We start from the raw sequence: 22,904 nt of genomic DNA, 5'->3' as shown, positions 1-22,904 counted from the left end.
TGGGGCGTGGGCAGGGCGACCTGCGTTTAGCGGGCTAATCGCGATCTGCGGGCCGACCTGCGTTTAGCCCCCTAATCGCGATCTGTGCTGTCCGACTTGTGTTTCGCGGGCTAAACGCGATCCGCCGGGCCGACGACGGAGCGCGCGATCCCCAGGTCGACAAGGTCTTGGGGGCGTAGCCGCAGTCGGTCCGCGAGGGCGGGGGCTTCGTCGGCGGACAGCTTGAGGATCGCCGCGGCCGCTTCCGGCGAGGTCACCGAGAAGTACGCGCTGGGCGTCACCCACGTCGACCCCGGCGCCGCGAACGCGAGCGCGCCTCCGGACCCACCTTCCCCGATCACCAGGGTCGTGATCGGCACGGCCGCGCTCGCGACCGCCTCGAACAACTCCGCGATCGCCGCGCCGGCCCCGGCCCGCTCGGCCGCCTCGTCGTTCGCCGCGCCCGGGGTGTCGACGAGGGTGAGGACCGGGATTCCGAGCCTCGACGCGAGCCGCACCAGACGCGCCGCCGTCCGAAAACCCGCGGGCGACGTCGGCGTTCCGCATTGCGCGGCGTACGCGATCGCTCGGCCGCCTCGCCAGCCGAAGCCGCATAAGACACCGGAGTCGAGTCCGCCGCACCTGTCGCCCGAGACCTCCTCACGCCAGTCGAAGTACGCGTCGAGGTACTCCGCTGCCCTCGGCCGCTCGGCGGAGCGCGCGGCTTGGACCGCGTCCCATCCGCTGTCGGGCAAGTCCGTCACCCCGAGCGCGCCAGGCGGCTCCGCGGCTTCCGGCGTCGGCGAAGTCAGGAGGCCCAGCCACCGTTCCAGTGCGGCGGGAAGGTCGGCAGACGCCACGATCTGATCGACTTGGCCCCACGCGAGCTTCGCTTCGGCCGTGTACGCCTCCGCGGGGGCGCCGACGGGCCGCACGCGGGAACCGGCGAAACCGACCTGTGCCTCGGGCAGCGCGAGAACGACGTCGGCGCTCGCGCCGAGGGTCGCCCAGCCGCCGCCCGTGGTCGGATCGCGCAGCACCGAGATCTGCGGCACCGACCGGGCTCCGGCCGCCGCCCGCGCGATGCGCTGCAACTGCGAAAGGGCCCGCATCCCATGCTGCATGCGGCTGCCGCCGGTCGCGATCAGTGACACCACGGGCAACCTGGATTCGACCGCCCGCGCGAACGCCGCTTCGACGCGGTCACCGGTCCGCAGACCGATCGACCCGCCCAGGAAGCCGAACTCGAAGGCGATCACGACCGCTTCGACGGCGCCGATACTGGCGGTCCCGCAGACCACGGACTCGTCTTCTCCAGTTCGCTCTTCGGCGGTCTCGCGTGCCGAGCGGTAACCCGGCCAGCCGATCGGCCCGTCGCCTGGCTCCTCGGAACGCGGGACGTCCAGATCCTCGAAACCGGTCGCGATTCCCTTGATGACGGACCGCGCCGAGGGACTTCTCATCCGAGCGCCCGCTTCATGACCTTGCCCATGTCGTTGCGCGGCAACGCTTCCAGATAGCGGACCACCCGAGGCCGTTTGTGCGGCGACAACAGGCGCGAGACGTGGTCGGCGAGTTCCGACTCCGCCGGGCGTTCTCCTTCGGGCACCACCCAGGCCACGATGCGCTCGCCGAGGTCGTCGTCGGGCTCGCCGGTCACCGCCACCTCCGCGACGCCGGGATGCTCCATGAGCGCGTTCTCGATCTCGCCCGCGCCGATCTTGTAGCCGCCGCTTTTGATCAGATCCGTCGCCTTCCGGCCGACGATCTTCACGTATCCGGCCCCGTCGCGGGTCGCCATGTCGCCGGTCCGGAACCAGCCGTCGTCGAAGGCGGTTTCGGTGGCGTCGGGGCGGTTGAGGTACTCGGTGAACAGGTTCGGCCCACGGACCTGGATCTCGCCGACGGTCTCGATCTCCTCGACGGGCTTGCCCGCTTCGTCGACCAGCCGGAGATCGACGCCGCGCAGCGGGACACCGACTGTGCCGGGCACGTGTTCGCCGTCGGCGCGAATGCTGGTGTTCATGAGGGTCTCGGTCATCCCGTAGCGCTCGATCACGCGCCGGCCGGTCGCCGCGGTGATGCGCTGGTGATCGTGGACGGGCAGCGCGGCCGATCCGGAGACGAGCAGCCGGGCGCCGCCGAGGGCTTCGGCGAGCGACGGGTCTTCACCGACTTCGCCCGCGATGCGGTGGTACATGGTCGGGACGCCGAACATCATCGTCGCTCCGGAGGCGAGTTCGCGTGCGACGCCTTCGGTGGAGAAACGACCGAGATGCCGGACCGAGCCGCCGCGCCGGAGCGGCCCGAGGATGCCGAGGATCAGGCCGTGCACGTGGAACAGCGGCAGACCGTGGACCAGGACGTCGTCGGCGGTCCATTCCCAGGCGTCTTCGAGCGCGTCGAGAGTCGTCGAGATGGCGCGCCGGGGGAGGACGACGCCCTTGGGCGGGCCGGTGGTGCCGGAGGTGTAGACGATCAGCGCCGGGGCTTCGGCGTACGGTTCGGCGGGGAGATCGACAGGCGTGCCTTCGAGGACGACGTCGCGGCGCGGCAGGCCGCTGAGCCCCGCGGGCAGGTCGACGCCCGGTTCGGCGAGTACGAGGACGGGCTCGCTGTCGGTGAGGATGTGCGCGAGTTCGCGCTCGCCGATCTTCGGGTTGAGCGGGATGGCGGGGACGCCGGCGAGCAGGGCGGCGATGACGGCGACGCTGGTGTGCACCGACGGCGTCGCCCAGACGGCGACGCGGTCGCGCGGCAGGTCGCGGGCGAGTGTGCCGGCGATGGCCGCGACGTCGTCGTAGGTGAGGGAGATGTCGCCGAAGCGCAGCGCCTCCTTGGCCGAGCCGCTCGCCAGCGTGGGGAACAACCGATCGGGCACCGTGTGACCTCCTGCTCGATTCCGCCGGCCGGGCACGTGGCCCTCGCAGGACCGTACCGCGCTGCCCACCCGCACCCCTGCGACCAGCTTCACACCCGCGGCGGGATCGCGTTTAGCCCCCTAATCGCGATCTGCGGGCCTGAGGCGCCAAGCTCCACCGGATCGCGTTTGGCGGGCTGAACGCGATCTGCGGGCGGAGAGCGGGAGCGACTTTAGCCCCCTAAACGCGATCCGGCGTCAGGGGAGCGGCGACGCCACCCGATCGCGTTCAGCCCGCTAAACGCGACCCGGGACGCTGGTCGTAGGCTGGGTAACCGTGCTGGTACTGGCCATCGACACCTCGACCCCGGCGGTCACCGCGGGCCTCGTCGCCCTGGACGGCGACGTCCTCGAGTCGCGCGGCGACCGCGTCACGGTCGACCCGCGCGCGCACGGCGAGCTGATCACGCCCCACGCCCTCGAAGCCGTCAAGGCCGCGGGTGTCACGCTTCGCGACCTCGACGCCATCGTCTGCGGCGTCGGCCCCGGCCCCTTCACCGGCCTTCGCGCCGGCATGGCCACCGCCGCGTCGCTCGCCCACGCCCTCGGCATCCCCGCGTACCCGGTGTGCAGCCTCGACGCGATCGCCGCCGACGTCGCCCCCGGCGAAGCGCCCTTCCTCGTCCTCACCGACGCGAGGCGTCGCGAGGTCTACTGGGCCGCGTACGCCGCCGACGGCTCCCGCACCGACGGCCCCCACGTCGAGCGGCCCGCCGACCTCGAGACCACCATCAAGGTCGCGGCGGGTGACGGCGCGCTCCTCTACGCGGACACCCTGGGTGTCCAGCCGATCGAGCCGCGCTTCCCGTCACCCGTCGGACTGGTCAAGGCCGCCCGCGAGGACTTCAACAAGAAGCCAAGCCCACTTACCCCGCTGTATCTCCGCCGCCCGGACGCCGTCGAACCGGCCGCGCGCAAGAAGGTGACCACGCCGTGAGGCTGGAACCCTTACGCCGCAAGGACATCCCCCGCTGTGTCGAGATAGAGAAGATCCTTTTCCCCGGCGATTCGCCGTGGAGCGCCTACGCCTTTCACGCCGAACTCGACGTTGGCGGCTACTACCTGGTCGCCCGTCCGGACGAAAGCGACGAGGTCATCGGTTACGCCGGGCTCGCCGTCGTAGGCCGCCGCGGCGACTACGAGGCGAGCATCCACACGATCGGCGTCGACCCCGGCCACCAGCGCAAGGGCATCGGCACCACGCTGCTGAAGGCGCTCCTCGACCGCGCGGACGAACTCGCCGCGCCGGTCTTCCTCGAAGTCCGCACCGACAACGACGCGGCGATCACGCTCTACGAGCGGCACGGTTTCGAACGCGTCGGCCTCCGGAAGCGCTACTACCAGCCTTCCGGCGCCGACGCCTACACGATGGCCCGCCCGCGGGCCCAGGTCCGAGACGAGGTGGCGGGCTGATGCCGCGCATCATCATGGGCATCGAGAGTTCGTGCGACGAGACCGGTGTCGGCCTCGTCCGCCTGCACGACGACAACACGGTCGAACTCCTCGCCGACGAGGTCGCCTCCAGCGTCGACCAGCACGCCCGCTTCGGTGGCGTCGTGCCCGAGGTCGCCAGCCGCGCGCACCTGGAGGCGATGGTCCCGACGGTCGAGCGGGCCTTCGAAAAAGCCGGGCTCCAACTGTCCGATGTGGACGCGATCGCGGTCACCGCGGGACCCGGGCTTGCCGGCGCGCTCCTGGTCGGCGTCGCCGCGGCCAAGGCCTACGCCGCCGCGCTCGACATCCCGCTCTACGGCGTCAATCACCTGGCCGGGCACATCGCCGTCGACACGCTCCAGCACGGCCCGCTGCCCGACCGCTGTCTCGCCCTGCTCGTTTCGGGCGGGCACACGCAATTGCTGCTGGTGGACGACATCGCGTCCGAGATCACCGAACTCGGGTCCACTGTGGACGACGCGGCGGGCGAGGCCTACGACAAGGTCGCCCGCGTACTCGGCCTGCCGTACCCCGGCGGCCCGCCCATCGACAAGGCCGCCAAGAACGGTGACGGCGCGGCCATCGCGTTCCCCCGGGGGATGACCGGGCCGCGCGACGCGAAGTTCGACTTCTCCTTCTCCGGCCTGAAAACCGCCGTCGCGCGCTGGGTCGAAGGCGCCGAACGCCGCGGTGAGGACATTCCCGTCGACGACGTCGCCGCGTCGTTCCAGGAGGCCGTCGCCGACGTGCTCACCATGAAAGCCATCCGTGCCGCAAAGGAACACGGCGTGGACACGCTGGTGATCTCCGGCGGCGTGGCGGCGAATTCGCGACTGTCCGAACTCGCCGCCGAGCGTTGCGCCGAAGCCGGGATCACCCTGCGGGTTCCGCGGCCGCGGCTGTGCACCGACAACGGCGCGATGATCGCCGCGCTCGGCGCGCACGTGGTCGCCGCCGGACGGCCGCGGGCATCACTCGACTTCTCCGCGAATCCGGCGCTGCCCGTGCAGATCGTCTCGATCTAGCGCGATTCGGCGGCGGTGCGTGGCGCCGGGGCGAGGTCGAGCAGTTCCTCCAGCGCGGCCACCGACAACGCGGCGGCATCGCCGTCGCCGTAAGGGTTTCCGGCATGTGTCGGATGGAGGTCGCCACACAGGATCTTCGCCGCGGTGTCCGCGATGAGGCCGGTGTCCGTCCCGACCAGCCAGGCGCAGCCGGCCTCGACGGCTTCGCGTCGTTCGGTGACGTCGCGGAGCACGAGGACGGGCGTGCCGAAAGTCGGCGCTTCCTCTTGGATACCACCGGAATCGGTCAGGACGAGCTCGGCGAGCCGCAACGCGCGCACGAGGTCGGGGTATTCGAGCGGCTCGGTGATCGTCACCCGCGGGGTCCCGCCGAGCGCGGTCTTCACCTGATCCCGCACGGCCGGATTGGGATGCACCGGGAACAGCACCTGGACGTCGCTGTGCTCCGCGACGATCAGTTCGATGGCCGCGAGCGTGCGGCTCAGCGGCTCGCCCCAGGACTCGCGCCGATGCGACGTCACGAGGACGAGGCGTTCGCCCGCCTCGGCGATTTCCATCTCCAGCAAGGCGAGCGCGGTGTCCCTCGCCGGGAGATCCCGCTCGGCGATCGCGATCACCGCGTCGACGACGGTGTTGCCGGTGACGGCGATCCGCTGGCGCGGAACACCTTCCGTGCGCAGCGCGGCCGCGGCGGCCGGCGTCGGCGCGAGATGCAGGGCGGCGATACGCGAGATCATCTGCCGCGTCCCCTCTTCGGGGAACGGTGCGGCGAGGTCGTGCGTCCGCAGGCCCGCCTCCAGATGCACGACCGGGATGCCCTGCCAGAACGCGGCGAGCGCGCCGGCCAGCCCCGTCGTGGTGTCACCCTGGACGACGACCGCGGCCGGTGCGACGCGTCGCAGCACATCGTCGAGCGCGGGCAGCAGCCCGGAAACGAGTTCCGCCTGCGTGCCGGTGGTCCGGGGCGGGGTGTCGAGCCAGGCGTCGACCGGCAGTCCGAACGGGATCAGCGCCTGTTCCACCATGCCCTGATGCTGTCCGCTGTGGACGACGAAGGGCCGTAGGTGCGGGTGCTCCGCCAGCGCCAATGCCAGCGGCGCGAGCTTGACCGCCTCCGGCCGTGTTCCGGCCAGCAACATCACATCCACGCGTTCGCGCTCCTCATCCACATTTCGAGTGTCCCGCAAAGCGCGGGTGAAGGCCGCCGGCGTGCGAGGGGCCCACGCCGGCGGCCGTTCCGTCCGGGGAAGCGTCAGCTCCCCATCTCGCCGAGCCGTTTCGTGCGGCGATAGCCCGCGATGACCGCGATGGTTCCGAGAACCAGCAGGATCACCCCGGCGGCCAGCCACCAGCCGACATCGGCCCCGGTGGCGGCGAGGGCACCCACCCCGCCACCGGCGACGCCGACTCCGGCGCCAGGCAACTTGTACATTTCGACCTCACTTCACCCAGGTCAGGCGGTGGTCGCCGGACGCCGGTTGCGGACGACGCGGATACCGACCGGGATGGCGACGGCGCCGAGCAGGCCGAGACCGATCCACAGTCCGGCGCCCGAAGCGAGCGGCACCGGCAGACCGGCCGGACCACAGGTGGCCGACGAGACGATCACGTCGCCGGAACCGAGCGGGTTGAGCGCCTGTCCCAGCAGTTTCACGTGGATGGCGTTGACCGTGAGGCTGCCGTCACCGTTCTTGATCTGCTCGTTGAGGATGATCGTCGCGACGTTGGCGTCGCCGAGACCGACCTTGACCTGTGTGTTCGGTGCCGGCGTCGAGTCGACGGCGCCCGCGCTGCCGAGGTTCGCACCGACCAGGTTCGTCGCACCCTGCACACCCTTCTGGGTCGCGGTGCAGGTGGCTTCGACGACCTTGACGCCGACATTACCGAGTGCGCTCTTCAGCAGCGGCAAGCCGACATCGGCGGTGCTGGCCTTGGCGGTCACGGCACCGGAGTTGTCGTCGCGCTTGGCTTCGGTGTTGATCGCGCCCGCGGTCAGCACACCGGTGAGGTTGGCCTTCGCGAGGCTGTTGGTGGTCGGCCCGGAGGTCTTCGCTTCGGCGAGCGGCCCGGCCTTCACCGCGTCGAGGCCGAGGAGTTTCACATCGACCTTGACGCCATACGCGGAGCCGTCACCGGGGGCCGCCGAGGCGGGCGCCGCACCGGCGATGGCCACACTCGCCACCACAGCGGCGAGCAGTCCGCCTCGTCGCAAGAGGTGCGTGTTCTTCAACTGGTCCTCCGAATTGATTCGTGGGGAGTTTCTCTTGATCTGCGGTCGGCGCGAGGGCGCAACCGTCGCGGACGAATCCTCAGCTGGCCTGACTCGGCTCGCGGATCGTCTATCGCCGAGTGTTTCTTAAATTGAACAAAAAACTGCGAGGATCACCGGATCAGGTGGTCTTGCGAACATTTCCCGCAGGTCGCCGAAGGGTTCACCCTTTCGGCCTAGTCAGTTTCTGCACGATCGTGCCGAAAGGGCTCATGATCACGTTGGAAATGCGAACCCCGGTCGAAAGGGCCGGTTCCCGCTGACTTACTCTCGTCGGCGAGTTCCTGTCCGCTGCGCCGGATCCCGTCGTCTGCTGCGTCTTTCCTGAGAGGGTCACCGTGGCCGTTGCGAGCGCTCCCTTGCCGAGTTCCAGCCGGTTTCCGCTGCGTATGGCGGTACTGGCGGTGCTCGCCGTCGCGGTCGGCCTGGTGCTGGCCGAACGTCTGTACCGGGTTTTCGAAGTCCAGCTCTCCGGCCTGATACTGAGGGTCATCACCACATCGGGTGTCTTCGTCGCCGGTGAACGCGAGACTGTCTACTTTGGGTTGTCGGGCGATACTCCACTCGGGTTAAGAATGACTCCGGAATGCTCGTCGGCATTCATGTTGCTGCCTCTGTTGCTGGTGACCGCCGTCATGTTGTATTTCCGTCCAGGAAATGCGAAGAGGCTCTTCGTTTCGCTGGCCATTTCCGCGATCGTCGTCATTCTTGTCAATCAGATGAGGGTTTTGGCCATTGTCGGGCTCGTGAACGTGATGGGTATCGACGAAGGCTATTACTGGGGTCACACCCTGCTCGGTTCGATGGTCAGTGTCCTCGGCGGCGCGGTCGCCCTCGTGCTGTTCGTCTGGCTGGGCACCCGCAAGCCGCGTGCCGAACGAGGGGCCGCCTGATGGGCGGCGGCTCGATCAAGATCCTTCTCGCGATCACGCAGGCCTTCGCGCTCACCATGAGCGTGGCGTTCATCGTGTACGTGGTCGTGATCGTCGTGCCGTACCTGCGGCGCAAACCCGCTCCCGTCGGTGACGCCGCCGACTTCACCTGGCACTTCTTCGTTCCGTGCCGGGACGAACAGACCGTCATCCGGGAAACCGTGCGGTACCTGCGGTCGACGTTCCGGCACGCGCACGTCTGGGTCGTCGACGACGACTCCGAGGACCGCACGGCGCGGGTGGTGAGGTCGATCTGGCGCCGCAACGGCGGCTACGACCCGTACCTGCACCTCGTTCCCCGGCGTCGTCCGGAGGCGCGGACGGGCAAGGGGGACGCGCTCAACGCGGCCTATCAGGCGCTCAACGACTGGATGGGACCGGACGCGAGCCGTGACGACGTGGTGGTCGTGGTCGTCGACGCGGACGGGCGGCCGGCGGCGAACTGTCTCGAGGTGTGCGCCGCGGACCATCTCTTCGGCGACGAAACGATCGGCGCCGTGCAACTGGACGTCTGGATGGGCAACGCCGACACCCGCCCGCCGGGGAAGAACTGGTTTTCGCGCGCTTTCGGGCTGAAGCTGGCCCAGATGCAGGATCTCGAGTTCCGCACGGCCATCGCGGCCATCCAGACCTCGCGCGGGTTCACCGGCACGATCTCCATGGGCGGCAACGGTCAGTTCACGCGACTGTCCGCATTGGACTCGATCGCCGGACCGGACGAGCAGCCGTGGCGCGGTTCGCTGCTGGAGGATTTCGAACTCGGCGTACACCTGCTGACCGCGGGCTGGCGGACCGGCTACACCCCGGATTCCCATGTGAAGCAAGAAGGTCTGTACAGCCTCCGGCGGTTCCTGGTGCAGCGCACGCGCTGGGGCCAGGGCACGATGCAGTGTTCGCGGTATCTCCGGCGGATCTGGGATTCGCCGCATGTGAGCACGCTGGGTGCGGCGGAGATGATGTACTACCTCGCGCAGCCGTGGATGCAGCTGCTCGGCTCGCTGCTGTACCCGATCCCGTTCATCCTGCTGCTCTTCAGCACCGCGGGTGATCCGGCGCAGGTGTGGACCTGGTTCGCCGACGACGGCGCGTGGATCCTGTTCGCCATCTACGGCTCGTTCGGGCTGCTGCCGTTCATCGTGTGGGGCCCGATCTACCAGTTCAAATGCCTGAAAAGCCGCAATGTCCTGCGTGGACTGGGCATGGGCTTCGCCTACGCGCTGTACATCTACACGTTCTACATCACGTCGTGGCGGGCGCTGTTCCGGCTGGTGCGCGGCCGCAACGGCTGGTCGAAGACGAGGCGGAACACCGAGCACGCCCCCGGGGTCAAGGTCGCGCTGGACTCCTGACCCCGGGGACGGTTTCAGAGCGCGGGCAGGATCCGGACGTCGTCCGCCTTCACGAAGGCGATGCGGTGTCCGAACTGGATCTGCACGTACTTCGTCTTGCCCTTGACGACCACGTGGTTCGCCGGGTCGAACGTCGTCGCCGAGTAGTACTCGGAACCGAGGACGTTGCCGAGCGAGTACCGCTGTCCCGCCGAGAACGTGTACGGCAGCGGGACGACCTGCTGCACCGGCACGTTCGCCGGATAGGCCTCGGCTTCGGGATACGCCCGCCCGAACACCGGCACGGTCGCCAGGCCGGGCTTCGGCGTGACGACCAGGCCGAACGCCGGACTCGTCGTGCGCTGGTCGCGGAACCAGCCCTTCTGGCCGAGGTACCAGATAGCCGTCCAGCCGTCACGCCGCTCGGCGACCACGTACCGCTGGCCGGTCTCCGCCCGGCTGCCGATGTCGGAAACGGCCATCGTGCTCGCCGAACCGTCCGGGCGCAGGCCGATGTCCTTGAGCAGCGGCGCCGAGTCGCTCGGCTCGCTGCGCAGCACGACCGAACCGGAACCCCTTGCCGGGCAAGGCTTTCCGGCCGTCTCGCAGCCGGTGAACGCGGGCTGGTTCGTGGCGAAGTCCGGGGTGATGGTCACCAGCGGTGAGCCGGGACGGCCGAAGCCGGAAAGCGGCGCGCCCATCAGCTCGAAGTAGTGCGCCCAGTTCCAGTACGGGCCCGGATCCCAGTGCATGCCCCTGATGGTCGAGGGGATCGTGCCGGGGACGTTGTCGTGGCCGAGAATATGCGCGCGGTCGAGTGGGATGTCGTACTTCCGCGCGAGGTAGGCGACGAGCTTCGCGGAGGTGCGGTACATCGCCTCCGTGTACCAAGTGCCCTTCGCGGCGAAGCCCTCGTGCTCGATGCCGACGGACTTCGCGTTGACGTACCAGTTGCCCGCGTGCCAGGCGACGTCCTTGGTCGGCACGTGCTGCGCGATCTGGCCGTCGGACGAGCGGATCGTGTAGTGCCAGCTCACGTACGTCGGGTCGGTGACAAGGTCCATCGCCGTGTCCCAGTAGCCCTCGGTGTCGTGGATGATGATGTATTCGACCTTCTGACTCTTCGGCCGGTCCGCTTTGTCGTGGTTGCCGTAGTCGTTGTCCGGCAACTCCTGGTACGGCGCCGGCACGGAAAGGCACGAGACCTTCTTCGGACACTCGATCTTCGGGGCTCCGGCCTGGGCGCGCGCCGGGCTCACCGGTGAAGCGGCGAGGGTGACGTTCTGGCCGTCGTCGGTCCTGCGGCTGACGCCCTTGGAGATGGTGTCGAAGACTTCGTCGGCGAAGACCTGCGCTCCCTCCGCGTCCTTCGCGCCGCTGTAGCGCGCGATGGCGGCCCTCCAGTCGCCGGTCTCGCGCTGGTACTTCGCCAGCAGAGCGGCGCCACCGCGGATGTTCTGCGTGGTGTTCGTGCGCAGCGTCGCGACGTCCTGGCCGATGAGCGCGGCCGCGTCGTCGATGGTCTGGAGGCCGGGCGGGGGAGGCTTCGGCGCCGGAGTCACCGGGAGCTTCGCCGGGCGGGCGTCGTCGCCGCGCGGGTCCTCCTCGCCTTCGTCGTGATGCGTGCCCGTGCCCGCCTCGCGGAGGTCGGTCAGGTGCATCGGGCCGTACCCCGCGGACGTGCTCGGGGTGCCGGCGTTGAAATCCCAGCGCGACTCCAGGAAGGAGACGCCGAGCAGGACGTTCTCCGGGACGCCGAACTCCCGCGCGGCGGCCGCGAAGTCCCGCTGACGCTGCTGGTCCGCAGGGGCGGCTTCGGCGGGGACAGCGGCGAGGAGGCCTGCTGCGAGGGCGAGGACGGCGAGCCCGGCGGTCCGTTTGGACCGGCGTCGGAGTGGCTCGAGGGTTACGGGACGGAAGGGACGCGGCATGGGCGTATACCCCCAGTGACTAGGTCTGCTGAACAGGACCGACCCCAATGGTCGGAACCTAACCAGAAACCGGCTTCGTCCGTAAGGTCCCTCCAGATCGCGATTAGGGGGCTAAACGCAGGTCGGTGGCAAGGTGGGGGCATGACTGGGGTGAAGGAGCTTCTGCAGGAGAAGGACCACGTCTTCCTCGACTTCGACGGTCCGGTGTGCGACGTGTTCGCCAGGCTTCCGGCGAGCGAGGTGGCGGACAGGCTCAAACGCCTCATCGAGCCGGAGGTGATCGCCTCGTCCGATCCGTTCGACGTGCTCCGGTACGCCGCCTCGTGCGGACCGAACGCCGCGCACGTCGTCGAGCGGCAGTTCAACCGCTTCGAGGGGGAGGCCGTCGCCCTGATCTCGCCGGCTCCCGGTATCGCGGAAGTGCTCCGCGAATGGCGCGCGCAGGGGTTCACGGTGACGATCGTCAGCAACAACTCCGTCGACGCGATCAGGTCCTTCCTGGGGCTGCACGAACTCGCCGTGCACATCCGCGGGATCAGCGCGCGGACGACGAGCGATCCCGCGCTGCTGAAGCCGGGGCCGGCGCTCCTCGACGCCGCGGTGAAGGCCCTGGTCACGTCGCCGGGGCAGTGCGTCATGGTCGGCGACTCGGCCGCGGACATCCTGGCCGCCCACGCCGCGGGCGTCGCTTCGATCGCTCTGGCGAAGACGCCTGCGAAGCGCAGGGCCCTCGCGGCTCTCGACCCCGATGCCCTGGTGACCGACCTCGCGGACTTGCGTTTAGCCCCCTAATCGCGATCCGGTGGTACCGGGCTCAACAAAACGGCCGGTCACGGGCTCGGAGGCCGAGTTTTCACGGGGTGAGCGGACCCTCCTTGCGAAGCTGGCACTCACATGGCTAGAGTGCTAATTGCACGGCCCGAACACGCCCCGGCACCCGCGACGGCGGGGGTGGTAGGAGCCGTAACTCATCCTGCCAACGCTTTCGACGACCGTGGAGGTCAACCCGGTGAGCGTGAACATCAAGCCGCTCGAGGACAAGATCGTTGTCCAGACGAGTGAGGCCGAGGAGACGACCGCTTCCGGCCTCGTCATCCCCGACACCGCCAAGGAGAAGCCCCAGGAGGGCAAGGTTCTGGCCGTGGGCCCGGGCCGCATCGACGACAAGGGCAACCGCGTCCCGCTCGACGTTTCCGTCGGCGACGTCGTCATCTACTCCAAGTACGGCGGCACCGAAGTGAAGTACAACGGTGAGGACTACTTGATCCTTTCCGCTCGCGACGTGCTGGCCGTCATCAACTGACGTCCGCTCTCAGCGCATGACGCCCCGGGCCCCGCATTGCCGGGGAACGGGGCGTTCGTGTTTTCCGAGCTTTAGAACTGGAAGGTAAGCGGAACAGGCCATGCCCAAGCAGATCAGTTTCGACGAGGACGCTCGTCGCGCGCTCGAGCGCGGGGTGAACAAGCTCGCCGACGCGGTCAAGGTCACCCTCGGCCCGCGCGGTCGCCACGTCGTGCTCGACAAGAAGTTCGGTGGCCCGACCATCACCCTCGACGGCGTCACCGTCGCTCGTGAGATCGAGCTCGACGACCCGTTCGAGAACCTCGGCGCCCAGCTCGCCAAGAGCGTCGCCACCAAGACCAACGACGTCGCCGGTGACGGCACCACGACCGCGACCGTGCTCGCGCAGTCGCTGGTGAAGGTCGGCCTGCGCAACGTCGCCGCCGGTGCCAACCCGACCGCCGTCGGCCGTGGCATCGAGGCCGCCGCGGAGAAGGTCATCGCGGTCCTCAAGGAGAAGGCGACCCCGGTCAAGGGTCGCGACAACATCGCCCAGGTCGGCACCGTCACCTCGCGTGACGCGGCCATCGGCGCCCTGCTCGGCGAGGCCGTCGAACGGGTCGGTGAAGACGGTGTCATCACGATCGAGGAGTCGTCCACGCTGGCGACCGAGCTCGTGATCACCGAGGGTGTGCAGTTCGACAAGGGTTTCCTGTCGGCGCACTTCGCGACCAACCCGGAGGAGCAGAAGGCGATCCTCGAGGACGCCTACATCCTGCTGGTCCGCGAGAAGATCTCGGCGCTGGCCGACCTGCTCCCGGTGCTGGAGAAGGTCGTCGAGGCCAAGAAGCCGCTGCTGATCATCGCCGAGGACGTCGACGGTGAAGCGCTGTCGACCCTCGTCGTGAACTCGCTGCGCAAGACGATCACCGCCGTCGCGGTCAAGGCGCCGTTCTTCGGCGACCGCCGCAAGGCGTTCCTGGATGACCTCGCGGTCGTCACCGGCGGCGAGGTCATCTCGGCCGAGATCGGGCACAAGCTGTCCGAGACCACGCTGGCCCAGCTGGGCAACGCCCGCCGGATCGTCGTCACCAAGGACGACACCACGCTCGTCGACGGTGCCGGCACCAAGGACGACATCGCGGCCCGCGTCGCGCAGATCCGCAAGGAGATCGAGAACACCGACTCCGACTGGGACCGCGAGAAGCTGCAGGAGCGGCTGGCGAAGCTCGGCGGCGGTGTCGCGGTGATCAAGGTCGGCGCGGCCACCGAGACCGAGCTGAACGAGCGCAAGCACCGCATCGAGGACGCCGTGGCTTCGACCAAGGCGGCCGTCGAAGAGGGCATCCTGCCCGGCGGTGGCTCGGCGCTGGTGCACGCGGTCAAGGAGCTCGACGGCGGCCTCGGCCTCGAGGGCGACGAAGCGACCGGTGTGCGCATCGTCCGCGACGCGCTGTCCGCCCCGCTGTTCTGGATCGCGACCAACGCGGGCCATGAGGGCGCGGTCATCGTGAACAAGGTCCAGGAGCAGAGCTGGGGGCACGGCTTCAACGCCGCCACCGGTGAGCTCACCGACCTGCTGGCCGCCGGCATCGTCGACCCGGTCAAGGTGACCCGGTCCGCGGTGGCGAACGCCGCTTCCATCGCCCGGCTCGTGCTCACGACGGAGAGCTCCATCGTCGAGAAGCCGGTCGAGGAGGAGCCCGCCGCGGCCGGTCACGGCCACGCGCACTAGTTCCACCCCTGAAGCGGGGCGGTACTCCATCCGGAGTGCCGCCCCGTTTTCGTGCCCGCCGCCGACCTGCGTTTAGCCCCCTAATCGCGATCCGGCGCGCTCTGCGGTGCCGCGCCGCGGACCTGCGTTTCGCGGGCTAATCGCGATCCGGCGGTCGGGAAGCGGCGTCCGAGGCCGACCTGCGTTTCGCGGGCTAAACGCGATCTGGGTGGCGCGGGTGCCCAGGGTCGCACCGACCTGCGTTCAGCCCCCTAATCGCGATCCGGGGCGGGAGACGCGGAAGGGCGGCACCCCACCCGGATGCCGCCCTTCCGCGTCGCCGACTCGGCCGGTTCAGCCGTTCGACATGCTCAGTGTGCGCTTGTCCGCCTTGATGATGTGCTCGCGTTCCGATTCCGACAGTCCGCCCCAGATGCCGTACGGCTCGTGCACGGCGAGCGCGTGGTTCCGGCACATGGCCAGTACCGGGCAGGCCAGGCACACGGCTTTGGCCCTCGCCTCGCGGCGGGCTCTGGCTGGCCCGCGCTCGCCGTCAGGGTGAAAGAAGGACGCGCTGTCCATGCCTCGGCACGACCCTTCGAGCTGCCAGTCCCATACATCCGCGTTGGGCCCCGGGAGCCTGCGTGTGTCCGCCATCCTGACCGCCTCCGTCATCCGGTCGAAGCGTTTACCTGCTCTGCTGCGCTGCGGATACTCCATTCGGTGCAACGGCGGTAACGTTAGAAGCGCGCCAATACTTGTTCAAGAGATTCAAGACGATTCAGCCGTTAGGCATCCCCCGGATGTGTGAGCGGTACTTTCCGTTCCGGTTGCCTCGGTCCCTGCCTGCCTGGATATTGGGTCGAGTGGGATCTCGGATCAGCAGTGAAGAACCCACCCTGCCGGTGGCCTCGGTCGCTCGCCGGCTCGGGGTCGCGCCGTCCACCCTGCGCACCTGGGACCGCAGATACGGCGTAGGACCGAGCCGCCACACCAACGGCCGTCACCGTCGCTACGGCAGCTCCGACATCGGCCGCCTCGAACTGATGCAGCGCGCGTTGCTTCGGGGCGCCTCGACGGCTGAAGCGGCGAAGTACGCGCTGGAGCAGATGCCCCGGACGGCGACGGAGCAGCCGGAAGCCGTCGTGGTCCAAGTGGAGGAGCGGGCCACCGCGCCGCCCGCCGACGATCATGACGTTCCTTCCCGTCTCGCCAGGCGTTTGAGCACCGCCGCGCTCGCGATGGATTTCGGCGCGGTCCAGCGCATGCTCGCCGACGCGATCCGCGAACTCGGCGTCCTGCCGGCCTGGACCGGTGTCGTGTCGCCGGTCCTGACCGCGCTCGGCGCGCGCTGGCGCGGTGTCAGCGCCGGCGCGGAGGTCGAATACCTGCTCGCCGAGTGCGTGTACGCCGCGCTCGTCCGCGCCACGCCGGTGCTGCGCGAACCGCGTAACCAGCGCCCAGTCCTGCTGACCTGCGTCCCGGACGAGCGCGACAACCTGCCCATGTACGCGCTCGCCGCGGCGCTGGCGGGACGCCGGATCGGCGCCCAGCTGTTCGGGGCGTCCCTGCCCGCCGAAGTGCTCGCCGTGACCGTGCGCCGCAGCGTCCCGGCCGCCGTGGTCCTGTGGTCGGGACGGCGTGCGACCGCGGACCCTCGCCTGTTCGCCAGGATCTCCCGCGGCCGTCAGCGCAGCAGGCTCTTCGCGTGCGGCCCCGGCTGGGATCCCGCCACCCTCCCGGACAAGATCGAACTGCTCGGCGAACTGACGACCGCCGCCGACCGGATAGAGCACGTTCTTGTCGGTGCGAGGCGATAGAAAGGACGCATGGAATCGTCCTTGCGGTCCGCCGCGTTCGGTGACGGCGTGCCGCCGCCGAGCTTCTTCGCGGTGCCCGCGTCGCCTCGCGGACGGTTGCTTGCCGCGATCGGGCTCGGCGCCCGCGGCCGGTACGCGGCGGCGGCCACGCTGCTGAACGGTTTGCGCACGGGCAAGGATCCGGTGGTCGCGTCACTGGCCGCGAGCACGCTGGCGTCGCACCGGCGGCAGCTGGGCGGGCACGCGGCGGCCCTCGTCCTCGACGGCGAGGCGCTCGCACGGGTGATCACGGAGCCGCGAGGCGAACCCGACCCCGACGGTCTGGACGCCGAGGGCGCGCGGGCGGACGCACTCCTCGGTCTCGCGGCGGACAACCTGGGGCGCGGCAGGCTGGCCGCCGCTCGGAGGTTGCTTGCCCGCGCGGAAGTGCACACCGGCAACTGGCGGACCCGGACGAGGGCGGGCTGGGTCGGCGCGGAAATCGAACTGGCGAGTAACATTTCCGCCGCGGCGATCGCACCTGCGGAAATGGCGTGGGAAACCGCGCGTGCCAGGGGGGCGTGCCGACACGTCGTCAAATCACAGCTTGTACTCGGCGTGACGATCGCGAATGCCGGTTCCGCTGAGCGGGAGCGCGCGAAAGCGCTGGTCGAGAGCGCGCGCGAAACCGCCGAAAAATACGAATTCAATTCACTTCTGTGGGTCGCATGCCTGGTAGAGGCGGACTTCGGGGCAGGACACGCCGATGAGTATCGATTCAGAGGCGCGGAAGTGTTGCACGCAGTGTTACGGCATGCGGATCCTTGCGGGAGGTGGCTCGCCCGGGAATCTCCGTGGGTACCCCTCTGATGGCGTCTAGCCTGTTGGAGGGCCCATTCCGGCAACCGGGCTAAGAACTTTCAAAAAAAGCCACCGGATCGTGTCAAGGTTCGGGCTAAAGCGTCCGATAGGGGAAGTGGAATGTCACCCGGCTGCAGGAAGGAAACCCCGTGACGACGGTCTTGATCTGCGACGACCGACGCAGTGTCCGCGAAGGGCTCACTCGAGTGATGTCCGCGGTCCCAGGGGTCAGTCGCATCGACTGCGTAGCGCACGGTGACGAGCTGCTGGCCCGGTACTCCCGTCAGCCGGTCGACGTCGTGCTGGTCGGTACCCAGCGCGCCGTCCCGACCGGCGTCGAAGCCACCCGGCGGCTCGTCTCGGCGAACCCCCAAGCGAACGTGATCGTGTTCGGCGCCCCGGACGACGCGGGCAGCATCGCCGCCGCCATCGCCGGCGGCGCCCGCGGCTACCTGCGCTGGGACGCCTCGCGTCCCGAGCTGGTCGCCGCACTGGCGCACACGCTCGCCAGCACCTCGGTGCCAGCGCCGCGTCAGCCGTCCGACCCTGGCGTCCAGCTCACCGAGCGAGAGCTTCAGGTGCTTCGCGGGATGAGCCAGGGCAAGAGCAACGGGCAGATCGGCCGCGAGCTGTATCTGTCCGAAGACACCGTGAAGACCCACGCGCGCCGCTTGTTCCGCAAGCTCGGCGTGCGAGACCGCGCTCAGGCGGTCGCCCACGGATTCCGCCGTGGACTTGTTTCCTGACAACGCTTTCTTGATTTCAACGGCGAGATCGCACAACGGGTGACGAACGGGCCGGGGGCGTACCCCTGGCCCGTACCTGTGTTCCCTGTCACGCTTCGCGCATTTATGTTCACCGCTCGGGCACCCTTGCCCGAGCGAGTCCGCCTCCGGGTGGACCGTCGTACACCACTGTGTCCCGGCTCGTTGAAAGTTCGACTACGAGCGAAAGGGACCAGGAAGATCCGGGTTCAGCGTGCTCGCCGGCAGGTCGGCGCGCCGATGGCGGCCGTCAACGAAGGCGGCGAGCCCGGGCGGTACGGTAACTGTCACCGGTAGTGGATTCCGAAGTCACACGCCGGACTCTTTGCACGCCTATACGTAACACTGGGACTGTTGTCTGCGATGGCCAATGTGGGGGACGGACTGGATGAGCCGGTCGCCGCTGCTGTTGAGGGTGATCCTCAAGCGGTCGAGCGGTTGCTGGCGGCCATCCGTCCTTTGGTAGTGCGGTACTGCCGCGCTCGGGTTGGCAGGCAGGAGCGTTCGTTCGCTTCCGCAGACGACGTTGCTCAGGAGGTGTGTCTCGCGGTGCTCACGGCATTGCCTTCGTACCGTGATCAGGGCCGCCCGTTCCTGGCCTTCGTCTACGGGATCGCCCAGCACAAGGTGGCCGACGCGCATCGCGCCGCGGCCCGCAACCGCGCCGAGCCGGTCGCCGAAGTCCCCGATGAGATCGAGGGCGGCGTCGGTCCCGAGCAGCGTGCCCTTCAAGGCGAGTTGAACGAGCGCATGTCGCAGCTGCTGCGCGTCCTTCCCGACAAACAACGTGAGATCGTGGTCCTGCGGGTGGTCGTGGGATTGTCCGCCGAAGAGACGGCCGAGGCCGTGGGGTCCACCCCCGGCGCCGTCCGGGTGGCCCAGCATCGGGCCCTCGCGCGCCTACGTAAGGTTCTGGCCGCTGAGGAGGTGATCTGAGTGACCGATCGCGACCATCGGTTCTCCCCTGAGACCGATCGTGAACTGACGGCCTTCGAAAGAGGGCTGACGCCCTCGGAGGCCGAGTTCGCCGCGGATCTGTCGGCCGTCCAGGCCGATGACGCGCTGCTCGACGCACTCGGTGGCTCGGACCCGAAGATGGCCGACGACCTCGGCGATCAGGAACTCAACGCGCTGCTGCTGGCCTGGCGGCGTGACATCGACAGCGAGCCGCTCGCGGAACTAGTCGACGTCGACACCGCCGTCGTCACCGTGAAGACAGCCGCGCTCGCCCGTAAACACGGGGGAAGACGCCGGCTGCTGGTCCCGGTGGCCGCCGCGGCGGCCGTCCTGGCCATCGCCTTCGCCGGTACCGGTCTCGCCGCGAAGGAGGCGCAGCCTGGTGACACGCTCTGGGGCCTGACCAAGGTGCTTTACGCCGACCACGCCCGGTCGGTCGAGGCCGCCGCGGCGGCCAAACTCGATCTCGAGAAGGCCAACCTCGCGCTCGCCGGCGGGCGCCTCGACGATGCCCGCAAGGCGCTCGACGAGGCCCAGGCCGCGCTGAGCCAGGTGACCGACGAAGAGAACCGCGATCAGCTGCTCGAACAGCACCGCCAGTTGAGTGCTCAGCTGCAGAACCCCGGCCAGCAGCCTTTGCCGCCGGATCAGCAGCAGCCGTCGCAGACCCCGGCCGCGACCACACCGCAGCCCACTCCGCAGCCGACCGCTCCGCCGACGTCACTGCCCGGAGGCGGCAACCCCGGCACGAGTCTGCCGGGCACCACGACTCCCTCGCCGACTCCGCCGACCACGACCAGCGAGCCGCCGCCGCCCACGACGTCCACGACGCCGCCGGCCTCGGGCAACGACCCCGGTGGCTCGCGGAATGAGCCGACGCCGGGCGCCGGAGCGCAGGCTCCCGCCGCGGGCGAGACGACGTAGCACCCCGAAAACGCCGAAGGGCCTGGTGAGATCTCTCTCACCGGGCCCTTCGCCTTTAGCGGGCTAAACGCGATCAGTAGGCGCTTTCGTTGGCCGTGACACCGTCCGCGAACCCGCGGCAGTAGTCCCAGCTCACGTAGTCACCGGGGTTGGGGTCGAACGCGGGCTCGTGCGGCCGCATGCGGCCGTCGGCGAGCAGCTGCTCGAGACTGGCGCGCAGCAGATGCCAGTCGTGGTAGTGGGGCTCGTCGCATTCACCGCAGTCGACCACGATCCCGCGCACTCCGCGCGGCTCTAGGAGCGCCTGGTAGACGGCGAGATCGGAGAGGTCGGCCAGCAACTCGGTGCGTTCTTCGTCGCTGATCGGCTCGTCGAGCCGGTCGGCGTCGTCGATGAACGCGCGGGCCGGGTCGTCCGGGTCATCCGCGAACGGGTCTGGGGGCAACGCATCTTGCGGCACGCCTGCACGCTACCGGGCGCCCACCCGGGCCGGGCGGCCGCCCGGCCCGGATATCATGAGGGGCAGGCCCTCGCGTCGCCACAGCGACACGTTCATCACCGCTAGGAAGGCCCTTCGCCTGCTATGACCAGCGACAGCGTCACCGCCCCCGTCCCGAGCAAGTTCGCCATGCTCGGGCTGACCTTCGACGACGTGCTGCTGCTGCCGGCCGAGTCCGACGTGGTGCCCAGTGCGGTCAGCACCCGCACCCGGCTCTCCCGCAACGTCACCCTGAACATCCCGCTGGTCTCCGCCGCCATGGACACCGTCACCGAGGGCCGGATGGCCATCGCGATGGCCCGCCAGGGCGGGATGGGCGTGCTGCAGCGCAACCTGCCGATCGACGACCAGGCGGCCGCCGTCGAGGTCGTGAAGCGCTCCGAAGCGGGCATGGTGACCGATCCGGTCACGTGCTCGCCCGAGGACACCCTCGCCGAGGTCGACGCCCTGTGCGCGCGGTTCCGGATCTCCGGTGTGCCGGTCACGGACGCCGCCGGGTCGCTGGTGGGCATCATCACCAACCGCGACATGCGGTTCGAAGTCGACCACACCCGCGCGGTGCACGAGGTGATGACGAAGCCGCCGCTGGTCACCGCGCAGGTCGGCGTCACCGCGGAGGCCGCGCTCGGGCTGCTGCGCCGCCACAAGATCGAGAAGCTGCCGATCGTCGACGGCGCGGGCAAGCTGCGCGGGCTGATCACGGTCAAGGACTTCGTCAAGACCGAGCAGTACCCGAACGCCTCCAAGGACACCAACGGCCGCCTGATCGTCGGTGCCGCCGTCGGGGTCGGCCCGGACGGGCACAAGCGCGCGATGGCGCTGGCCGACGCCGGGGTCGACGTGCTGATGGTGGACACCGCGCACGGGCACTCCCGCGCCGTCGTCGAGACCGTCGCGCTGTTGAAGAAGGAGCTGGGCGACACCGTCGACATCGTCGGTGGCAACGTCGCGACCCGGGCCGGCGCGCAGGCGCTGGTGGAGGCGGGCGCGGACGGGATCAAGGTCGGTGTCGGCCCCGGCTCGATCTGCACCACCCGCATCGTCGCCGGGGTCGGCGTGCCGCAGATCTCCGCGATCTACGAGGCCGACCAGGCGGCGCGTCCGGCCGGGATCCCGGTGATCGGTGACGGCGGCATCCAGTACTCGGGTGACATCGCGAAGGCGATCGCGTCCGGCGCGTCCACGGTGATGCTCGGCAGCCTGCTCGCGGGCACCGCCGAATCGCCCGGCGACCTGATCCTGGTCAACGGCAAGCAGTTCAAGACCTACCGCGGGATGGGCTCGCTGGGCGCCATGCAGTCGCGCGGCCAGGCGAAGTCCTACTCGAAGGACCGCTACGCCCAGGACGACGTGCTGAGCGAGGACAAGCTGGTCCCCGAGGGCATCGAGGGGCGGATCCCGTTCCGCGGGCCGCTGGCGAACGTCGTCCACCAGCTGGTGGGCGGGCTGCGGTCGGGCATGGGCTACGCGGGCGCGTCGACGATCCCCGAGCTGCAGGAGGCGCAGCTGGTGCGGATCACCGCGGCAGGCCTCAAGGAGAGCCACCCGCACGACATCACGATGACCGTCGAGGCGCCGAACTACACCACCCGTTAGTCCGCCCCCTCAGGACACTTACCCATCCGGTTCCGTTCCCGGGAGACTTGGCTCGCTGATCAAGTCTCCTGGGAGGAACCGATGTCTTTCACGTCGCGCCGGACCGCTCTGGCCGTCTTCGCCGCCGCGGTCCTCGGGCTCGGCGGCGGGGTGGCCGCTTCCGCCGCACCTTCCACGTCCGAGGCCGTCGCCTTCCAGGCGTCACCGGGTGAGCTGTGGAAGCGCACCGAGCTGTACTTCGGGACGACGAAGCCGGGCGGCGGGGAGCTGACCGACGCCGAGTTCGCCGCGTTCACCGACAAGGTCGTCACGCCGAGGTTCCCGGACGGGTTCACCGAGCTGACCGGACGCGGCCAGTGGCGCGGTTCGGACGGCGTGATCTCGCGAGAGAAGTCGAAGGTGGTCGTCGTCGTGTACCCGTTCAGCGACCGCGACGCGAACCGCGAGATCGAAGAGATCCGGACCGACTACAAAAAGGCCTTTGCGCAGGAATCCGTCCTCCGGACCGACTCCGTGGAGAAGGTCTCCTTCTGACCCCAACGCCCGGGAGCGCCTTTAGCGGGCTAAACGTGAAACGGGTGGGGCGCATGGGGCTGGTGTGACCTCCGGCCCGGTTCGGGTGCCCCGTGCGCAGGTCACCCACGCGGCCTAGCGACAATGGGGTGTAACGGTCGTCGGTGAGAAGGGACT

The 22,904-nt window shown here is 69.3% G+C and carries 23 protein-coding genes; 15 read left to right on the top strand and 8 right to left on the bottom strand.

Features of this window, described 5'->3' with window-relative positions; translation table 11 throughout:
- Positions 1-110 precede the first annotated feature (110 nt).
- Together AC069H_RS24775 and AC069H_RS24770 are read right to left on the bottom strand one after the other, a co-directional pair.
- Positions 111-1,442 (bottom strand): carboxyl transferase domain-containing protein, encoded by a 1,332-nt coding sequence (locus tag AC069H_RS24775; RefSeq protein ID WP_478233968.1) that lies wholly within the window; start codon positions 1,440-1,442, stop codon positions 111-113.
- Positions 1,439-2,860, bottom strand: coding sequence for an acyl-CoA synthetase (locus AC069H_RS24770; protein WP_478233967.1), 1,422 nt, complete (start codon positions 2,858-2,860; stop codon positions 1,439-1,441). The genes AC069H_RS24775 and AC069H_RS24770 overlap by 4 nt, the downstream gene beginning before the upstream one ends.
- Positions 2,861-3,176: 316 nt before the next feature.
- On the opposite strand from AC069H_RS24770, the gene tsaB reads away from it, so the two are divergent.
- The 3 genes from tsaB to tsaD are packed head-to-tail and all read left to right on the top strand — an operon-like array spanning position 3,177 to position 5,358.
- Positions 3,177-3,836 (top strand): tRNA (adenosine(37)-N6)-threonylcarbamoyltransferase complex dimerization subunit type 1 TsaB, encoded by a 660-nt coding sequence (tsaB, locus tag AC069H_RS24765; RefSeq protein ID WP_478233966.1) that lies wholly within the window; start codon positions 3,177-3,179, stop codon positions 3,834-3,836.
- Complete coding sequence (gene rimI, locus AC069H_RS24760) at positions 3,833-4,312, top strand: ribosomal protein S18-alanine N-acetyltransferase (RefSeq protein ID WP_478224998.1); 480 nt, start codon at positions 3,833-3,835, stop codon at positions 4,310-4,312. The genes tsaB and rimI overlap by 4 nt, the downstream gene beginning before the upstream one ends.
- Positions 4,312-5,358: a tRNA (adenosine(37)-N6)-threonylcarbamoyltransferase complex transferase subunit TsaD gene (tsaD, locus tag AC069H_RS24755; protein WP_478224999.1), complete on the top strand. Its 1,047-nt coding sequence runs from the start codon at positions 4,312-4,314 to the stop codon at positions 5,356-5,358. Before rimI ends, tsaD begins: the two co-directional genes overlap by 1 nt.
- Here tsaD and wecB read toward each other — a convergent pair.
- From wecB to AC069H_RS24740, 3 genes are all read right to left on the bottom strand, one after another.
- Positions 5,355-6,506 (bottom strand): non-hydrolyzing UDP-N-acetylglucosamine 2-epimerase, encoded by a 1,152-nt coding sequence (gene wecB, locus AC069H_RS24750; protein ID WP_478234054.1) that lies wholly within the window; start codon positions 6,504-6,506, stop codon positions 5,355-5,357. The genes tsaD and wecB overlap by 4 nt on opposite strands.
- A 104-nt stretch (positions 6,507-6,610) precedes the next feature.
- The gene (locus AC069H_RS24745) at positions 6,611-6,790 is read right to left on the bottom strand and encodes an LPXTG cell wall anchor domain-containing protein (RefSeq protein ID WP_478225000.1); all 180 of its coding nucleotides are present in this window, start codon (positions 6,788-6,790) and stop codon (positions 6,611-6,613) included.
- Between the two features lie 21 nt (positions 6,791-6,811).
- Complete coding sequence (locus AC069H_RS24740; protein WP_478225001.1) at positions 6,812-7,588, bottom strand: choice-of-anchor P family protein; 777 nt, start codon at positions 7,586-7,588, stop codon at positions 6,812-6,814.
- 428 nt (positions 7,589-8,016) lie between these two features.
- On the opposite strand from AC069H_RS24740, the gene xrtP reads away from it, so the two are divergent.
- A complete protein-coding gene (gene xrtP / locus AC069H_RS24735; RefSeq protein WP_340684720.1) occupies positions 8,017-8,520 on the top strand; it encodes an exosortase P in 504 nt (167 codons plus the stop codon).
- On the top strand, positions 8,520-9,908 hold the full coding sequence (locus AC069H_RS24730; RefSeq protein WP_034304376.1) for a glycosyltransferase: 1,389 nt from the start codon (positions 8,520-8,522) through the stop codon (positions 9,906-9,908). The genes xrtP and AC069H_RS24730 overlap by 1 nt, the downstream gene beginning before the upstream one ends.
- Before the next feature lie 14 nt (positions 9,909-9,922).
- Here AC069H_RS24730 and AC069H_RS24725 read toward each other — a convergent pair whose 3' ends face one another.
- Positions 9,923-11,818 carry an N-acetylmuramoyl-L-alanine amidase gene (locus AC069H_RS24725; protein WP_478233965.1) on the bottom strand — a complete coding sequence of 632 codons (1,896 nt, stop codon included), beginning with the start codon at positions 11,816-11,818 and terminating at the stop codon, positions 9,923-9,925.
- Positions 11,819-11,959: 141 nt separating this feature from the next.
- Between AC069H_RS24725 and AC069H_RS24720 the strand changes: the two genes are divergently transcribed.
- From AC069H_RS24720 to groL, 3 genes are all read left to right on the top strand, one after another.
- The gene (locus tag AC069H_RS24720) at positions 11,960-12,610 is read left to right on the top strand and encodes an HAD family hydrolase (RefSeq protein ID WP_478233964.1); all 651 of its coding nucleotides are present in this window, start codon (positions 11,960-11,962) and stop codon (positions 12,608-12,610) included.
- Between the two features lie 217 nt (positions 12,611-12,827).
- Entirely contained in the window at positions 12,828-13,121 is a 294-nt protein-coding gene (gene groES / locus AC069H_RS24715; RefSeq protein WP_007031106.1) for a co-chaperone GroES, read from the top strand.
- 100 nt (positions 13,122-13,221) lie between these two features.
- Positions 13,222-14,835: a chaperonin GroEL gene (gene groL, locus AC069H_RS24710; RefSeq protein ID WP_034304382.1), complete on the top strand. Its 1,614-nt coding sequence runs from the start codon at positions 13,222-13,224 to the stop codon at positions 14,833-14,835.
- 333 nt (positions 14,836-15,168) lie between these two features.
- Here the strand turns inward: groL and AC069H_RS24705 are convergent, their stop codons facing one another.
- Positions 15,169-15,489 carry a WhiB family transcriptional regulator gene (locus AC069H_RS24705; RefSeq protein WP_007031108.1) on the bottom strand — a complete coding sequence of 107 codons (321 nt, stop codon included), beginning with the start codon at positions 15,487-15,489 and terminating at the stop codon, positions 15,169-15,171.
- Between the two features lie 230 nt (positions 15,490-15,719).
- Here AC069H_RS24705 and AC069H_RS24700 point away from each other — a divergent pair, with 230 nt between their 5' ends.
- The 5 genes from AC069H_RS24700 (at position 15,720) to AC069H_RS24680 (ending at position 20,119) form a co-directional block, all read left to right on the top strand.
- Positions 15,720-16,634: a MerR family transcriptional regulator gene (locus AC069H_RS24700; protein WP_478234053.1), complete on the top strand. Its 915-nt coding sequence runs from the start codon at positions 15,720-15,722 to the stop codon at positions 16,632-16,634.
- A 9-nt stretch (positions 16,635-16,643) separates the two neighbouring features.
- On the top strand, positions 16,644-17,483 hold the full coding sequence (locus AC069H_RS24695) for a hypothetical protein (protein WP_478233963.1): 840 nt from the start codon (positions 16,644-16,646) through the stop codon (positions 17,481-17,483).
- Positions 17,484-17,623: 140 nt separating this feature from the next.
- Positions 17,624-18,220 (top strand): response regulator transcription factor, encoded by a 597-nt coding sequence (locus AC069H_RS24690; protein ID WP_003073605.1) that lies wholly within the window; start codon positions 17,624-17,626, stop codon positions 18,218-18,220.
- Between the two features lie 381 nt (positions 18,221-18,601).
- Positions 18,602-19,174, top strand: coding sequence for a sigma-70 family RNA polymerase sigma factor (locus tag AC069H_RS24685; RefSeq protein ID WP_037314832.1), 573 nt, complete (start codon positions 18,602-18,604; stop codon positions 19,172-19,174).
- Positions 19,175-20,119: an anti-sigma-D factor RsdA gene (locus AC069H_RS24680; protein ID WP_478233962.1), complete on the top strand. Its 945-nt coding sequence runs from the start codon at positions 19,175-19,177 to the stop codon at positions 20,117-20,119.
- Between the two features lie 73 nt (positions 20,120-20,192).
- On the opposite strand, the gene AC069H_RS24675 is transcribed toward AC069H_RS24680, so the two are convergent.
- Complete coding sequence (locus AC069H_RS24675) at positions 20,193-20,579, bottom strand: DUF5319 domain-containing protein (protein ID WP_005166667.1); 387 nt, start codon at positions 20,577-20,579, stop codon at positions 20,193-20,195.
- A 123-nt stretch (positions 20,580-20,702) separates the two neighbouring features.
- On the opposite strand from AC069H_RS24675, the gene guaB reads away from it, so the two are divergent.
- Together guaB and AC069H_RS24665 are read left to right on the top strand one after the other, a co-directional pair.
- Positions 20,703-22,214, top strand: a complete 1,512-nt coding sequence (guaB, locus tag AC069H_RS24670) for an IMP dehydrogenase (RefSeq protein ID WP_340684712.1) — start codon at positions 20,703-20,705, stop codon at positions 22,212-22,214.
- A gap of 81 nt (positions 22,215-22,295) precedes the next feature.
- Positions 22,296-22,748 carry a DUF3574 domain-containing protein gene (locus tag AC069H_RS24665; RefSeq protein WP_478233961.1) on the top strand — a complete coding sequence of 151 codons (453 nt, stop codon included), beginning with the start codon at positions 22,296-22,298 and terminating at the stop codon, positions 22,746-22,748.
- Positions 22,749-22,904: the final 156 nt, after the last annotated feature.

The organism is Amycolatopsis sp. NPDC043887, assembly GCF_056435665.1.
This window is presented reverse-complemented; position numbering and strand designations above follow the sequence as displayed.